Consider the following 15,527-nt stretch of genomic DNA (forward strand, 5'->3'; position numbering starts at 1 on the left):
CGTGTGCTGCCCCTGCCCTCCGCCAGGCCCCCAGCCGAGCGAGGGAGAGCCCCCACGTGACCATCGCGCCAGCCGATCCGGCTTCAGCCATCCAGCTGGACACCGACGGTCCCGGGACCGCGTTGCTGCGGACCCTGACCGAGCTGACCGCCGACCTCCCCGACGCGGACCCCGGCCGGGTCGCCGCCGCCGCACTGCGCGGCCGGTCCGCCCGGGGAGCCCTCGACGAGGTCAACGCCGAGCTGCGCGAGCTGGCCACGGAGGCGGCGGCCGGCCTGATCTCCGAGGACCCCGCCTACTCGAAGCTGGCCGCCCGGCTGCTGACGATCGGCGTCGCCGCGGAGGCCGCCTCCCAGGGCGTGACCTCGTTCACCGAGTCCGTCGCCGTCGGCCACCGCGAGGGCCTGATCGCCGACCGCACCGCCGCGTTCGTACGGCTGCACGCGGCCCGGCTGAACGCGCTGGTCGACACCGGCGCCGACGACCGCTTCGGCTACTTCGGCCTGCGCACCCTGCACAGCCGCTACCTCCTGCGGCACCCCCACACCCGCAAGGTCGTCGAGACGCCCCAGCACTTCCTGCTGCGCGTCGCGGCCGGCCTCGCCGAGGACGACAGCCCGCGCTCCGTCGACGAAGTCGCCGCGCTCTACGGGCTCATGAGCCGGCTCGACTACCTGCCGTCCTCCCCCACGCTCTTCAACTCCGGTACCCGGCACCCCCAGATGTCGTCCTGCTACCTTCTCGACTCCCCAATCGACGAGCTGGACTCCATCTACGACCGCTACCACCAGGTGGCCCGGCTCTCGAAGCACGCCGGCGGCATCGGTCTGTCGTACTCCCGGATCCGCAGCCGTGGTTCGCTGATCCGCGGCACCAACGGCCACTCCAACGGCATCGTGCCGTTCCTCAAGACGCTGGACGCCTCCGTCGCCGCCGTGAACCAGGGCGGGCGGCGCAAGGGCGCGGCGGCGGTCTACCTGGAGACCTGGCACTCCGACATCGAGGAGTTCCTGGAGCTGCGCGACAACACCGGTGAGGACGCCCGCCGTACGCACAACCTGAACCTCGCGCACTGGATCCCGGACGAGTTCATGCGCCGGGTGAACGAGGACGGCACCTGGTCGCTGTTCTCGCCCTCCGACGTGCCCGAGCTGGTCGACCTGTGGGGCGACGAGTTCGACGCCGCGTACCGGAGGGCGGAGGCGGCCGGGCTCGCGAAGAAGACCATCCCGGCCCGTGACCTGTACGGCCGGATGATGCGCACCCTCGCGCAGACCGGCAACGGCTGGATGACCTTCAAGGACGCGGCCAACCGCACCGCCAACCAGACCGCCGAGCCGGGCGCGGTGATCCACTCCTCCAACCTCTGCACGGAGATCCTGGAGGTGACGAACGACGGCGAGACGGCCGTCTGCAACCTGGGGTCCGTGAACCTCGGTGCCTTCGTGAGCGACGGGGACATCGACTGGGAGCGGCTGGACGACACCGTCCGCACCGCCGTCACCTTCCTGGACCGGGTCGTCGACATCAACTTCTACCCGACCGAGCAGGCGGGCCGCTCCAACGCCAGGTGGCGGCCGGTCGGTCTCGGCGCGATGGGCCTCCAGGACGTCTTCTTCAAGCTGCGGATGCCCTTCGACTCCCCGCAGGCCCGGGCGCTCTCCACCCGGATCGCCGAGCGCGTCATGCTCGCCGCGTACGAGGCCTCCGCCGACCTGGCCGAGCGCGACGGCCCGCTGCCGGCCTGGGAGCAGACCCGTACCGCGCGCGGAGTACTGCACCCCGACCACTACGGCGTCGAGTTCACCTGGCCGGAGCGCTGGGCGGCGCTGCGCGAGCGGATCGCGGCCACCGGACTGCGCAACTCCCTGCTGCTGGCCATCGCCCCCACCGCCACCATCGCCTCGATCGCCGGTGTCTACGAGTGCATCGAGCCGCAGGTGTCCAACCTGTTCAAGCGCGAGACGCTGTCCGGTGAGTTCCTCCAGGTCAACTCGTATCTGGTGGAGGAGCTCAAGAGGCTGGGCGTCTGGGACGCCCGTACCCGGGAGGCGCTGCGCGAGGCGAACGGCTCGGTGCAGGACTTCGTCTGGATCCCCGAGGACGTACGGCAGCTGTACCGCACGGCGTGGGAGATCCCGCAGCGCGGTCTGATCGACATGGCCGCCGCCCGCACCCCGTACCTGGACCAGGCGCAGTCCCTGAACCTGTTCCTGGAGACGCCGACCATCGGCAAGCTCTCCTCGATGTACGCGTACGCCTGGAAGGCGGGCCTGAAGACGACGTACTACCTGCGCTCGCGCCCGGCGACCCGGATCGCCCGCGCCGCACAGGCCACCATCCCCGTACAGCAGGCAGCCGACCCCGACGCGGTCGCCTGCTCCCTTGAGAACCCCGAGTCCTGCGAGGCATGCCAGTAATGTCCACCCGTAACACCCATCTCCTCGACCCGGGCTTCGAGCTGACGCTGCGTCCCATGCGCTACCCGGACTTCTACGAGCGCTACCGGGACGCCATCAAGAACACCTGGACCGTCGAGGAGGTCGACCTCCACTCGGACGTCTCCGACCTCGCCAAGCTCACCCCGTCCGAGCAGCACCTGATCGGCCGGCTGGTCGCGTTCTTCGCGACGGGCGACTCGATCGTGGCGAACAACCTGGTGCTGACGCTGTACAAGCACATCAACTCCCCGGAGGCGCGCCTGTATCTGTCGCGCCAGCTGTTCGAGGAGGCCGTGCACGTCCAGTTCTATCTGACCCTCCTGGACACCTATCTGCCCGATCCGGAGGACCGCACCGCCGCCTTCGACGCCGTGGAGAACATCCCGTCCATCCGCGAGAAGGCCGGGTTCTGCTTCAAGTGGATCAACGAGGTGGAGAAGCTGGACCGGCTGGAGTCCCGCGCCGACCGCCGCCGCTTCCTGCTCAACCTCATCTGCTTCGCCGCGTGCATCGAGGGTCTGTTCTTCTACGGCGCCTTCGCGTACGTCTACTGGTTCCGCAGCCGTGGTCTGCTGCACGGCCTCGCCACCGGCACCAACTGGGTGTTCCGGGACGAGACCATGCACATGAGCTTCGCGTTCGACGTGGTCGACACCGTCCGCAAGGAGGAGCCGGACCTCTTCGACGACCAGCTCCGGCAGGAGGTGACGGACATGCTGCGGGAGGCCGTCGAGGCCGAGCTGCAGTTCGCCCGTGACCTGTGCGGCGACGGCCTCCCGGGGATGAACACCGACTCCATGCGGCAGTACCTGGAGTGCGTCGCCGACCAGCGCCTCACGCGCCTCGGCTTCGCCCCGGTGTACGGCTCGGAGAACCCGTTCTCCTTCATGGAGCTCCAGGGTGTTCAGGAGCTGACCAACTTCTTCGAGCGGCGTCCGTCGGCGTACCAGGTGGCGGTGGAGGGCACCGTCGACCTGGACGAGGACTTCTGACCGTCCTGGGACTCCCTCTTCGCCCGGGCCTCCCTGATCTGCCGGTCGGCGCGCCTGTCGCGCACGATGCCGGGCAGGGAGGGGAGGACCAGGAGGACGAGGATCCCGAGGACCAGGAGCATTCCGATGAGGCCTTCGATCTGGTTCGTGTTCATGGACACCACTGTCCCGCCGGACACTCCTGACCGGGAGTGGCAGGACTGCCGTACACCTTCAAATTCCTGCCACATCGGGTGCACACTGGAAGCATGCTGAAGAACGTGGCCGCCGTCCTGCTCGACGGTGTGCATCCTTTCGAGCTCGGTGTCGTCTGCGAGGTCTTCGGCCTCGACCGCAGCGACGAGGGCCTGCCCGTGTACGACTTCGCGGTGGTGTCGGCGGAGGGCCCGGTCCTGGGCACCCATGTCGGCGGACTCACCGTCTCCACGCCGTACGGTCTGGACCGGCTGGAGGAGGCCGACCTGATCGCCGTGCCTGCCTCGGACGGGAACGTCGACCGCGCGTTCCCGCCCGAGCTGCTCGACGCGCTGCGCCGGGCCGTGGACCGGGGTGCCCGGGTGCTCAGCGTCTGCTCGGGAGTGTTCGTGCTGGGCGCCGCGGGCCTCCTCGACGGGCGGCGCTGCGCCGTGCACTGGCGGCACGCGGACGTGCTGGCCCGCCGGTTTCCCCGGACGCTCGTCGAACCGGACGTCCTCTATGTCGACGACGCCTCGGTGATCACCTCGGCGGGCACGGCCGCGGGGATCGACGCCTGTCTGCACATCGTGCGCAAGGAGCAGGGGCCGGAGGTGGCCAACGGCATCGCCCGGCGGATGGTCGTACCGCCGCACCGGGACGGTGGCCAGGCGCAGTACATCGCGCGGCCACTGCCCCGGTCCTCCTGCGACACGGTGGGCGGGGTGCTGGCGTGGATGGAGGAACACCTCGACCAGGACGTCACGGTCGAGCAGCTCGCCGTCCGCGCCCACATGGCCCCGCGCACCTTCGCCCGCCGCTTCCAGCAGGAGACGGGCACCACCCCCTACCGATGGCTGCTGCGCCAGCGGGTGCTGCTGGCCCAGCGCCTGCTGGAGGGCACGGACGAGACGATGGACGCGATCGCCTGGCGCACCGGGTTCGGCACGGCGGGCGCCCTGCGCCATCAGTTCGTACGGTCCCTGGGGACGACCCCGAACGCCTACCGGCGCACCTTCCGGGGCCCGGGGAGCCCCGAGGACCGCGAGGCCGTCGCCTGAGACGGACCCCCGGTCTCACACCGGCCGCGCCCGCAGCAGCAGCCGGCGCGGCCGGAGCGTGATGCCGTTGCGTGGCCGGGGATCGGAGCCCGGCGCGTGCTCGAAGCGGAACGCGTTCGCCACCACCGCCGCGATCAGTGTGAGCTCCGCCATCGAGAAGTGGTCGCTCGGACACTTGCGGTTGCCGACGCTGAACGGCGCCATGGCGTACTTCGGCACCGACTCCGTGCGGCCCGGAAGCCAGCGGTCGGGATCGAACTCCTCGTTCCGCTCGTACGACCGCGGATCGCGCTGGATCGCGTACGGGCTGTAGACGATGTCGGCTCCGGCGGGAATGCGGTATCCGCCGAGCTCCGTCTCGGTCACCGCCCGCCGGGTCAATATCCATACGGCCGGGCGCAGCCGCATGGTCTCGACCACGACATTGGCCGTGTGCCGCAGCTTTCGGACGTCGTCGAATGCGACCGGCCGGTCACCTACGACGTTTCTCACCTCCGCGCGGATCTTGTCGGCCTGATCCGGGTGCTCGGTGAGGACGAGGAGCAGCGACATGACCAACGAGCCGACGGTTTCGCTGCCCGGGGTGAGTATCGCGATGACCTGGTCGTGGATCTCCTGTTCCCCGATCGGGTCGCCATTGTCGTCCTTCGCCTCCAGCAAAGCCGTCAGCAAATCGTCCGGCTTTTGACCGGATGCCCGGCGGTCCGCGACGATCTCGTCGACGAGGAGGTGCAGATCGGCCAAGGCGCGGTTGAATTCGCGGTTGGCCGGAACCGGTACCCGATAAAGCGGGCCGAGGGGTACCACCATGCGCTGGTACATACCGGCGAACAGGGTGGCGAGCGCGGATGTGATGCGCTCGGCGCGGGCGTCCATGTAGCTGCCGCGCATCAGACAGCGCGCGGAGATCCGCACGGACACCCGGAAGGACTCGGCGGTGACGTCGAGCACCTCGCCCCTGCTCCAGCGCTCGACGAGGGCGTGCGCCTCCTCCTCCATGATCGGCCCGTAGCCGGGGATGGCGTCGAGCCGGAACGCGGGCTGGATGGTACGCCGCTGGCGGCGGTGGAGCGGGCCGTTGGCCGTGGCCACGCCCTCCTTGCCGAGCAGGCTCTCCAGGGACTCCCAGAGGGGGCCGGCGATGATGTAGTCGGGGCTGAGCGCCAGGGCGCCGGTCAGCTCCGGGGAGGTGACGGCGTACACCGTCTTGGGGCCGAGCCTGAGGCGGACCACGTCGCCGTGGTCGCGCAGCTGGGCCAGGAAGGCCAGCGGTTGGCGGGCCAGCCGCCAGCCGTGGCCGAGCAGTGGCACTCCGCCACCGGCCACGGGTGGCTCACACGGTTCGGAAGCCTCTCGGGTGGTGGGCTTCACGGACTCGACGGTCATTTCTCACCTGCCGCTTCGTTGCTGACGTACGGGGGCGTGGACCGGTCGTCCCAGCTGTCGACCATGTACCGGCCGGATTCGTGGTGGAACCAGTAGACGGAACTGAACCAGTTCCGCATATTCGCGAGGCAGGCGCGTACGGCAGGACCGTCGGATATCCGGTCGGCGAGCCGCAGCACGTCGGGCTCGACGGCGAGGAATTCTGTTATGCATTTCTCGACGCGTCGCCTGAGTTCGTGCACCGCTTCTTCCAGGGTCAGTCCCTCGTGGGTGATGAGACTGATTCCGAGATTGTGCACCTCGTCGCCCGCTATTTCCTTGGGGAGCGAGCAGAGGTCGTTGTACAACGCGGCGAAATCCTGACTCAGCAGGGCCGCGCGCCGAAAAGCCGGATTTTTTCGTACCGAGTCCGGGAGTTCATGACCCGCACCCAGTTCCAGGAGGTCGGTCCAGATCCAGTGCGCGAAGGTGAGCCGGCGCAGCGCGAGGTATTCATCGACTCCGGGAATCCGTCCTTCGACGCGGTTGCGGAATTCCTTGTCGTACGCCTCGATCACGGTGTGGAAATGGCGGGCGAACCGCGCGTTCCAGGTGTCCGGGAGGAAGGCGAAGAGCCGGCTCACACTGTCCGCGAACCCGGCGACCAGCGGATCCGGGTCGCGCAGGTGATCGGCCGGGGCGTCCAGGGCCGCGTGCAAGCGGAACCTGAGTCGCCGCCAGGCCGCGGTACGGCCGTGGACCACGTCACGGTCGTGCCGGTCGTCCCAGACGAAGAACCATGCGCTGTAGTCGGCTATCGCCTGCAGAACCTCGTCGGAGGCACCGAGGTAGTAGCCCGCCATCAGGTCCGTGTAGCACAGTCCGTCGGCATATTCTTCGACCTTGTCCACCGGCATGAGGCGTTTTTCCAGCAGCCAGGAGCGGGTGTTCTCCTGGAGCCGGGGCCAATACGGATGCAGTTGCCGGGGAAAGGCCGCCTCGATGACCGGAAGAGAGAGCGAGGGCGGGACCGCGGGCGCGGCCACCGTCGTCATGGTGCGGTATGTGGTGCTGTATGGGAAAGCTGGCACGAACAACCCCTCTCAGCCGCCAGTGGGTGCACGCCCCTCCCGCCGTGCCGGGCGTGCGCCGTTGCGTATCCCCGCAGTTCCCATTCAGCACTACAACTGACCGTTCTGGGAACGGATTTGCTTCATTCACTACCCCAACGTGCTGAGAATCCACCCCCGGCCGACTGGTTATGGATCAGCGGATGTGCATAAGCGATCGAACGTCCGACGGACATACGAACGACGCCCGACCGGGAAGGTTCCGGCCGGGCGTCGCGGGTGATCTGGCGTGGTTCAGTCGTTGGCGACCACGGGATAGCGGGGCTCGTTCTCGGCCATCTGCCGCAGGGCGTCCTTGCGTTCGCGCTTGGACAGCCGGTCGATGTACAGGTACCCGTACAGATGGTCGGTCTCGTGCTGCAAACACCGAGCGAAGTAGCCCGTGCCGCGCACCTTGACCGCGTTGCCCCGCTCGTCCTGCCCGGTCACCTCGGCGTAGTCGGGGCGGGCGAGCGGCGCGTAGGCGGTGGGCACCGAGAGACAGCCCTCGTTGCTGTCGTCCAGCCGGCGCCGGTCGGCGGGCAGTTCGACCAGCTTGGGGTTGCAGACGACGCCGGTGTGCCGCTTGCCCTCGTCGTCCGGGCAGTCGTACACGAAGACCTTCAGGTCGACGCCGATCTGGTTGGCGGCGAGGCCGACGCCCTCGGCGGTGTGCTGCGAGGCGAACATGTCCGCGACCAGTTGCTGGAGCTCGTCACCGAACTCGGTGACGTCCTTGCACTCCTTGTGGAGCACCGGGTTGCCGACGACCGTGATCGGCCGCGAGGTACCGCGCTCGCGATACGCCAGCTCCCGCTCCGCCGCCTCCTCGGTGTCGATGACGAAGCCCTCGTCGTCCACGGGGAGCACGCCCGCGTGCTGCTGATCGGTGTCCTGCTGCGCCATGTCCGACGTATGCCTTCCTCAGAAAAACCAGGGGTGTGATGCGGATACAGGGTACGGGGGCCGCGCCCCTAAGGGGCGCGGGCAGTTTCGATGTGCGGCTCCGCCGCGTGGGCGCGACCAGCCACGACGAACCCGCAGCCGAACGATCAGCAGACCTCTTCCAGGTCCCGCCAGCCCCTGGAATCCGGGCTGTCCGCGACCCAGCCGTCCAACAGCCCCCGAACCAACGAGGCCGGGGCGGCGACGCCGCACTCCCGCTCGGGTACCCACAGCTGCCCATCGGTCCGATGACCCAGCGGCCCCGGATGCCCCGGCTCACTGTGATCGTGCGGATCGAGATGCTCACCGTCCCCCTCGTCCGACGGCATCCGCGACTCGGAACACATCCGGCACAGCAACCGCACCGACGACGACCAGTCCTCCGCCGCGAACCCCGCGTCCGCGGCCAGCTGCTCCAGCGCGTCCCGGTCGGCCTCCGTGGCCGCTTCCAGCAGCACCACCCAGGTCGGCACCGGCGAAGGAGCCCACAGCTCGATCTCGTCGAAGACGGGGTAGGAGTGCCCGGTGGAGGTCGTCCGCTCACCGTGCGGGACGCCGTCGTGCAGCACGACCTCGCCCCAGCGCCGCCCGGACGACGGCAGCGGGATCGAGAGCACCTCGATCCGGGCGGGGTCGAGCCGCCGCCCCCACACCACCTCCGCCTCCCCCTCCGGGGACAGCCGTACGGCCGCGCTGCCGAGGTCCATGCCGACCGGCTCGCCGGAGCCGGTCCCGCTGCCCGGCACATGCAGCCCGTATGCCTGCCAGGCGCGGCGGGCCAGCGGCCAGTCCTGGAGGGCGGTGGCGGCGATACCGACGTTCCACCAGTCGGGGGCGCCGGTCTCCCGGTCGAGGAGGGCCACGGCGCGCAGGCCCGCGGTGCGGGCCTGCTCCCAGTCGTGCCGGAACTTGTGCAGCAGGGCGAGGTTGAACCAGGACTCCGACAGCCAGGGCTCCAGATCGGCGGCACGTGTCAGCAGCGCGCCCGCATCCTCGTACCGTCCGTCGCCGATCAGCGTGAACGCGCGGTCCGTGGCCTGCCGCCAGGAGGCGGAGGGCCGGTGCCGTCCCTTGCCGAAGATCCTCACTATTCCCGCCTGCCAGTTCCGTGGTGTGGGCTGGCCAGTGCCCCCGGACACTCTCTCCCTCGCATCCAACCACGTGTGGCTGGAAGGCCGCTCATTACCCATGGGTTACCCACCCCTGGGCAAGGTAAGGCAACCCCAGGCAACCCCCGGACAACACCCTGGCCAGGGCCTCCACGACGTCCGGCGCGTACTCCCCGCCGGTGCCGAGGCGCAGTTCCTCCAGAGCGGTGAGAGGCCCACCGGGACCGGCTTCCCGCACTTTCTCCTCGTACGCGTTGACCACCCGGACGATACGGGCGGCCACCGGCTGCTCCGGGTAGGGGTCGGCCTGCCGTTCGACGACCGTCGCGACCTGGGCGCTCGCGCCGGTCTGCCGTACGACGGCCCCGCCGAGCAGCGCGATCCGCCGCTGCTCGGCCGCCGGGAGGCCCGCGGTGGCGCCGGCCGGTACCGGGTCGACGAGGCTGAGCTGGCCGATGTCGTGCATGAGGGCGGCGTACTCCAGGACGGTGAGCTCGGGCTCGGAAAGGCCCAGGTCGCGGCCGACCGCCTGGCTGAGGGCGGCGACCCGGCGGGCGTGTCCGGCCGGGGTGTAGCCGGCGATCTCGGTGGCCCGGGCGAGGGAGGCGATGGTCTGCCGGTAGGTGGCGCGGACGGCGGCGTACCGGCGCAGGGACAGCTGGGTGAGCAGCAGCGGGACGGAGAACACGGGCAGCGCCCACAGCCCGACGACGGCGACCGCGAGCGCCATCACCGCGCCGGTCGCGCACACCGCGGAGCCGATCCCGGGCACTGCCCGCAGCTCGTCGCGGAGCAGGGGGGCGTAGGGCCATCCGGTGCGGGAGCGGGCCAGCGCGGCGGCGACCACGGCGTCGCACAGCACGGTCAGCACGAGCAGGGCCAGCAGGAGCAGGGCGTACAGCGGGCCGCGCCAGCGGTCGAACGCGCCGTGGTTGTAGAGCGGCTGGAAGCAGACGGCGGCGAAGCCCACGGCGAGGACCCGGCGGACCAGGTGGTCGAGGACGGGCGCCCGGCCGCGCGCCAGGTGCGGAACAGAGCCGAGCAGGGAGGCGGTGGCCACCACCGACACGGCCTGGGCGACGCCGTGGTGCGTGGGGTGTCCGGCGTGCTCGCCGAGCAGCGCGTACGCCAGCGATCCGGCGGCGCCGAGCGGCGCGGCCTCGCGCAGCCCCGGCCCGTTCCACCGGGCCAGCTCGCCGACGGCCACGAGCATCCCGAAGGCGAGGGCGACGGCCCGCTCCTCGACGCCGGTGCGGAGGGTGACGAGGAGGGAGACGGCGGCGAGCAGGGCGGCGGCGGTGTGCAGAGCGCGGCGGTTCATCGATTCACCGCGGTTCATCAGACCACCGCGGTTCATCGGGTCACCCCGGGGCGGTCGGGGACGGTCGGTGCGGGGACCGTCGGGAGGTTCTCGTCGGCCGTCACCGCCGGATGCCAGCCGTCCCGGCCGATCGCCCGCACCAGGGCGTCGACCATCTCGGGGTCGAACTGCCGCCCCGCGCACCGGTACAGCTCCTCCAGGGCGGCCGGCACGGGCCGGGCCCGCTGGTAGCAGCGGGTGGAGGTCATCGCGTCGAAGGCGTCCGCGACGGCCACCACCCGGGCCGGCTCCGGGATCTGACGGCCCACCAGCCCGTAGGGGTAGCCACTGCCGTCGATCCGCTCGTGGTGGTGGAGGATCGCCGAGCGGGCCTCGCCGAGGAAGGAGATGCCCCGGGTGATCTCGTGCCCGTACTCGGGGTGCAGTTCGATGACGCGCCGTTCCTCGGGCGTCAGCGGTCCGTCCTTGCGCAGCAGCCGGGTGGGCACGCCGAGCTTGCCGACGTCGTGCAGGATCCCGGCGAGCCGCAGCATCTCCACCCGGCCCTCGTCCATGCCGAGTTCGCGCGCGATCATCATGGAGGCCCGGCCGACGCGTTCGCCGTGCCCGCGCGTGTACTCGTCCTTGATGTCGACGGCCTGCACGAGCGCGCGGATGGTCGCCCGGTGCGCGGCCCGCTCCCGGTGGTACTGCGCGAACACCCACCACGAGACGCCGATCGGGAACAGCACGAGCAGCGCGGCGACCGGCCCGTAGGGGCTGCGCCACAGGACGGCCATCATCAGCGCGGCGAGACCGTGCACGGCCAGGGGCGCGAGGGAGCGCAGGAACAGCCCCCGGCAGACCTTCCGCGGCGGCAGCCCCTCGGCCAGCCAGAACATCCCGCCGTCGAGGACGGCGTGCGCCGCGCAGAGGACGAGGACGGCCGCACCCGCCGGGACCAGCGCGTACGGCAGCTCGGAGGCGGCCACCGCCCGCTGCCCGCCGAGCACCCCGTGCACCCCGGCCGCCGCCCACACCCCGATCGAGGACTGGGCGGCGCGCCAGATCCGGCGCAGCACGAAGGGGCCCTGCTCGACGGGCGAGAGCAGGGCCCCGGGCAGCGGTACGAGCGCGGCGGCGGCCGGCGACAGCAGGAAGGCCGCGGCGAGCAGCGCGGGGCAGAAGGTCCCGGCGAACCGCCGCCGGGCGATCTGCTCTCCCCCGGCGTACAGGGCCGCCAGCAGCCCCACGGCCCACCAGGGCGGGCGCGCGGCGGTGAGCGGGGAGAGACAGAGCAGGGCGCCGAGCACGGCACAGGCGACATAGGCGCGCGCCCGCGCCGGCACTCCCTCCATCACGCCTCCCCAGCCCGCCCGTCAAGGCTTCGGAGCCTAGGGTGGCGTGAGGTGGCGGCGCGGGCGTATCACCCGCGGATTAGCACATTCGAGTGACGGTGCCCGGTTTGCCGGGCCGTGCGGCTCTCGGACTCAGGACTCCTGCGGAGTCACCGGAGCGGCGGTCACGTCGTGCTCGGGGACGGTCTGCCCGGAGCGGATCAGGTCGAGCCGCCCGAGGACCTTGGCGCGCAGGTCGATCGGCACGTCGTCATGCCCGCAGCACCGCTTGACCAGCTTCTTCACGGCTTCCTCGAGCCCGTACTTCTCCAGGCACGGCGAGCACTCGTCGAAGTGGACCTTGAACTTGTCCCGGTCCACCTCCGGCATCTCGCTGTCGAGGAACTCGTAGAGATGGTCGAGAACCTCACTGCAATCCGTCTCGTGCGGCTCTCCGCAGCTCATGACCCCGAGCCTTTCGCTTCGTTCGACTCTCCGGCGCCGGCCGGGACCAGTCCGCGCTCACGGGCGTAGTCCTCGAGCATGCCGCGCAGTTGACGGCGACCCCGGTGCAGCCGGGACATCACCGTACCGATGGGGGTCCCCATGATGTCCGCGATCTCCTTGTACGCAAAGCCCTCGACGTCCGCGAGGTACACGGCGATGCGGAACTCCTCGGGGATGGCCTGGAGCGCTTCCTTCACGTCCGAGTCGGGCAGGTGGTCGAGCGCCTGCGACTCGGCGGAGCGCAGACCGGTCGACATGTGCGACTCGGCGCGCGCCAGCTGCCAGTCCTCGATCTCCTCGGCCGCACTGCGCTGGGGCTCGCGCTGCTTCTTGCGGTACGAGTTGATGAAGGTGTTGGTGAGGATCCGGTACAGCCAGGCCTTCAGGTTGGTGCCCTCACGGAACTGGTGGAAGGACGCGTACGCCTTCGCGTACGTCTCCTGCACCAGGTCCTCGGCGTCGGCCGGGTTGCGCGTCATACGCAGCGCGGCCGAGTACATCTGGTCGAGGAACTCGAGCGCGTCCCGCTCGAAGCGCGCGCTGCGCTCCGTGGTCGACTCCGCGCTGACGCCCTGGCCCTCGGGCAGCTCCGCCTGGCCGTTGTCGGTCCCTGCGTCGGTACCGGTGACCGGACCCACCTCCTCAGTATTCCGGGTGGCACCGAAGCCGATGTCACCAGAATCGGAGGATAGACGACGAGCGGTACCTGCCGCCGCTCCAAAAGGAGTGGCCTTCGCCGCGTGCAGCACCGTCCAGTCCAGGTCGGCGCGGCTGCTGCGGGTCGGGCAAATGGTGGAACCCATGCGGCGGACTTCCTCTCCTACGAACGTCTTTGCCGTACGTCCGCCACAACAGCGAGGGCTGCCTCCACATTCCCAGCCCCTACCCGAGTGGCCCGCTCCACTTCACCACTGCGGCCGTGACGGCCTCCAGGGCCTGCTCCTGCGTGATCTCCGCGCGCTTGGGCACGGCGAGGCCGTGATCGCCGTACGGCACCTCGACGAGTTCGTAGTCGCCCTCGGGGAACTCGTCCGGCCGGCCGAAGGTGTCGTTGGCGCCCTGGACGACGAGCGTGGGCACGCCGGCGCCGAGCAGCTCGTCGGCGCGGGACTTCTCGGGCTTTCCCGGCGGGTGCAGCGGGAAGCTCAGCGCGAGGACGGCGTGCGCGCCGAGTTCGGTGGCGGTACGGCAGGCCACGCGGGCTCCCGCGCTGCGCCCGCCGGAGATCACCGGGAGGCCGGGTTCGGCGACGGCCGGCCAGATCCCGCGCCAGCCGGTGTCGAGTGTCTTCGGCGCGGGCGCGACCTTCCTGCCGGCCACCCGCCAGGGCTGCTCGACGAGCGCGACGGTGACACCGTGCGCGGGGAGGACCCCGGCGAGGGCCTTCAGGTCGCGCGCCTCGATGCCGCCGCCGGCGCCGTGGCTGACGGCGAGGACGAGGCGGGGCTGCTTCGCCCGGTGCCAGGTGATGCGGGCGTCGCCCGCGTCCGTGGAAACGATCTGGGTGCTCACGTCAGAAGAGTGTGCCCTCCTCGGGCCCCTCCAGCTCCTTCAGCAGCTCCGGGCTGTTGTTGCGGACGTTGCTGACGGCCACGGAGACCGGGTAGGCGCGCATCAGGCCGGCCGGCGGGGGGTCGAGGAGGGCACGCAGGTCGTCGGGGTCGGTGCGGGAGGGGTCCAGCCAGGAGTCCCAGCGGTCCGGGGTGAGCATCAGGGGCATCCGGGGGTGGATGTCGGCTAGGGCGTACGGGCCGTCGGCGGGGGCCACCGCGAGCGGGGTGGCCCCCGCCTCGGTGGTGATCACCGAGCAGGTCGCCCACCAGGCCTGCGGATGGTCGTCGGGCAGGGTCCGGTCCCGCCAGAACTCGTAGAGACCGGCCATGGCGAACACCGATCCGTCGGCCGGCAGCACGAAGTACGGCTGCTTGCGGGCCCGCTTCTTCTTCCCCTCGACCTCCAGCTCCCGCTCGTCCTTGGCGGTGACCCACTCGAAGTAGCCGTCGGCGGGCAGGATGCAGCGCCGGGTGGTGAAGGCGCGGCGGTACGACGGCTTCTCGTCGACGGTCTCGGCCCGCGCGTTGATCATCCGGGCGGCGCCCTCGGGCGACTTGGCCCAGGAGGGCACGAGCCCCCACTTCAGCTTGCGCAGCTGCCGAACCGGGCGCCGGTCCTCGGCGTCTTTCAACGGACGGTCGAGGACGGCGTAGACCTCCTTGGTCGGCGCCACGTTGTAGTCGGGCTCCAGGGTCTCCTCCGGCTCCCACTTCTCGATCTCAAAGACTCCTGCGAGATCCTCGGGCCTGCGACTCGCTGCATACCGTCCGCACATACATGCCACACTGCCAGGCCCACCCGTCACCCGACCACCACCCCCCAACGACGGCGCTCCGCGCCGCCACCTAGCCGACACCTATTGGATACGACGAGAGGGAGCCACCTCCGAACATGGACAGCACCGCCGCCACCGCGCTGCCCGACCTGTGGGACCGTCTCGTCGGCACCCAGCCCGACCCCGACCTGTGGGTGGTGTTCGCCACCGCCGTCGCCGCCCTCGCGGTCGTGGTCCCGCACAACCTGTGGCGAATATCGCGCAACGCCATCACCATCGCCCACGAGGGCGGCCACGGCCTGGTCGCGCTGCTGACCGGCCGCCAGCTGACCGGCATCCGGCTGCACTCCGACACCAGCGGCCTGACCGTCAGCCGCGGCAAGCCGCACGGCCTCGGCATGATCCTCACGGCGGCGGCCGGCTACACCGCTCCCCCGCTCCTCGGCCTGGGCGGCGCGGCCCTCCTCGGCGCCGGCCGCATCACCCTGCTGCTGTGGCTGGCGACCGCCCTGCTGGTGGCGATGCTCGTGATGATCCGCAACGCGTACGGCGCCCTGACGGTGGTCCTCACCGGGGGCACCTTCCTGCTGGTCTCCTGGCTGGCGGGCCCCCAGGTCCAGGCGGCCTTCGCCTTCGCGGTGGTGTGGTTCCTGCTGCTGGGCGGCGTACGCCCGGCTTTCGAGCTCCAGGTCAAGCGCCGCCGGGGCGGAGCGGGCGACTCGGACGCGGACCAGCTGTCCCGCCTGACGCATGTTCCGGCGGGGATGTGGCTGTTCCTGTTCCACGTGGTGAGCCTGTGCGCACTGATGGGCGGGGGGCGCTGGCTACTCGGGATGTAACAGCCGACCTGGATCTTCA

The 15,527-nt window shown here is 70.6% G+C and carries 15 protein-coding genes; 4 read left to right on the plus strand and 11 right to left on the minus strand.

The window, feature by feature from the left end; genetic code table 11:
• The first annotated feature begins 56 nt into the window (after positions 1–56).
• Positions 57–2,420: a ribonucleoside-diphosphate reductase subunit alpha gene (locus ACFPIH_RS44855; RefSeq protein WP_381164811.1), complete on the plus strand. Its 2,364-nt coding sequence runs from the start codon at positions 57–59 to the stop codon at positions 2,418–2,420.
• The gene (locus tag ACFPIH_RS44860) at positions 2,420–3,433 is read left to right on the plus strand and encodes a ribonucleotide-diphosphate reductase subunit beta (RefSeq protein WP_381164815.1); all 1,014 of its coding nucleotides are present in this window, start codon (positions 2,420–2,422) and stop codon (positions 3,431–3,433) included. The genes ACFPIH_RS44855 and ACFPIH_RS44860 overlap by 1 nt, the downstream gene beginning before the upstream one ends.
• Here ACFPIH_RS44860 and ACFPIH_RS44865 read toward each other — a convergent pair.
• Positions 3,346–3,588, minus strand: a complete 243-nt coding sequence (locus tag ACFPIH_RS44865; RefSeq protein WP_381164818.1) for a hypothetical protein — start codon at positions 3,586–3,588, stop codon at positions 3,346–3,348. The two genes, ACFPIH_RS44860 and ACFPIH_RS44865, sit on opposite strands and share 88 nt — an antisense overlap.
• A gap of 93 nt (positions 3,589–3,681) precedes the next feature.
• Here ACFPIH_RS44865 and ACFPIH_RS44870 point away from each other — a divergent pair, with 93 nt between their 5' ends.
• Entirely contained in the window at positions 3,682–4,668 is a 987-nt protein-coding gene (locus tag ACFPIH_RS44870; RefSeq protein WP_381164821.1) for a helix-turn-helix domain-containing protein, read from the plus strand.
• Positions 4,669–4,683: 15 nt separating this feature from the next.
• On the opposite strand, the gene ACFPIH_RS44875 is transcribed toward ACFPIH_RS44870, so the two are convergent.
• From ACFPIH_RS44875 to ACFPIH_RS44920, 10 genes are all read right to left on the minus strand, one after another.
• On the minus strand, positions 4,684–6,054 hold the full coding sequence (locus ACFPIH_RS44875) for a bifunctional albaflavenone monooxygenase/terpene synthase (RefSeq protein ID WP_381164824.1): 1,371 nt from the start codon (positions 6,052–6,054) through the stop codon (positions 4,684–4,686).
• Positions 6,051–7,088, minus strand: a complete 1,038-nt coding sequence (cyc1, locus tag ACFPIH_RS44880) for an epi-isozizaene synthase (protein WP_381165759.1) — start codon at positions 7,086–7,088, stop codon at positions 6,051–6,053. The genes ACFPIH_RS44875 and cyc1 overlap by 4 nt, the downstream gene beginning before the upstream one ends.
• A 309-nt stretch (positions 7,089–7,397) precedes the next feature.
• Entirely contained in the window at positions 7,398–8,048 is a 651-nt protein-coding gene (gene def / locus ACFPIH_RS44885; RefSeq protein ID WP_381164827.1) for a peptide deformylase, read from the minus strand.
• Positions 8,049–8,194: 146 nt separating this feature from the next.
• Complete coding sequence (locus ACFPIH_RS44890) at positions 8,195–9,175, minus strand: tetratricopeptide repeat protein (RefSeq protein WP_381164829.1); 981 nt, start codon at positions 9,173–9,175, stop codon at positions 8,195–8,197.
• Between the two features lie 94 nt (positions 9,176–9,269).
• Positions 9,270–10,517, minus strand: coding sequence for an HD-GYP domain-containing protein (locus ACFPIH_RS44895; protein ID WP_381164832.1), 1,248 nt, complete (start codon positions 10,515–10,517; stop codon positions 9,270–9,272).
• 32 nt (positions 10,518–10,549) lie between these two features.
• Positions 10,550–11,854: an HD-GYP domain-containing protein gene (locus ACFPIH_RS44900; RefSeq protein ID WP_381164835.1), complete on the minus strand. Its 1,305-nt coding sequence runs from the start codon at positions 11,852–11,854 to the stop codon at positions 10,550–10,552.
• Positions 11,855–11,986: 132 nt separating this feature from the next.
• Positions 11,987–12,298 carry a mycothiol system anti-sigma-R factor gene (gene rsrA / locus ACFPIH_RS44905; RefSeq protein ID WP_381164838.1) on the minus strand — a complete coding sequence of 104 codons (312 nt, stop codon included), beginning with the start codon at positions 12,296–12,298 and terminating at the stop codon, positions 11,987–11,989.
• The gene (gene sigR / locus ACFPIH_RS44910; protein ID WP_381165761.1) at positions 12,295–12,978 is read right to left on the minus strand and encodes an RNA polymerase sigma factor SigR; all 684 of its coding nucleotides are present in this window, start codon (positions 12,976–12,978) and stop codon (positions 12,295–12,297) included. The genes rsrA and sigR overlap by 4 nt, the downstream gene beginning before the upstream one ends.
• 244 nt (positions 12,979–13,222) lie before the next feature.
• Complete coding sequence (locus ACFPIH_RS44915) at positions 13,223–13,852, minus strand: alpha/beta hydrolase family protein (protein WP_381164841.1); 630 nt, start codon at positions 13,850–13,852, stop codon at positions 13,223–13,225.
• A gap of 1 nt (position 13,853) precedes the next feature.
• Positions 13,854–14,669: an SOS response-associated peptidase gene (locus tag ACFPIH_RS44920; RefSeq protein ID WP_381164844.1), complete on the minus strand. Its 816-nt coding sequence runs from the start codon at positions 14,667–14,669 to the stop codon at positions 13,854–13,856.
• Between the two features lie 116 nt (positions 14,670–14,785).
• Between ACFPIH_RS44920 and ACFPIH_RS44925 the strand changes: the two genes are divergently transcribed.
• Entirely contained in the window at positions 14,786–15,508 is a 723-nt protein-coding gene (locus tag ACFPIH_RS44925; protein ID WP_381164847.1) for a M50 family metallopeptidase, read from the plus strand.
• Positions 15,509–15,527: the final 19 nt, after the last annotated feature.

It is taken from the genome of Streptomyces vulcanius (assembly GCF_042653945.1).
Lineage (GTDB): Bacteria > Actinomycetota > Actinomycetes > Streptomycetales > Streptomycetaceae > Streptomyces > Streptomyces mangrovi.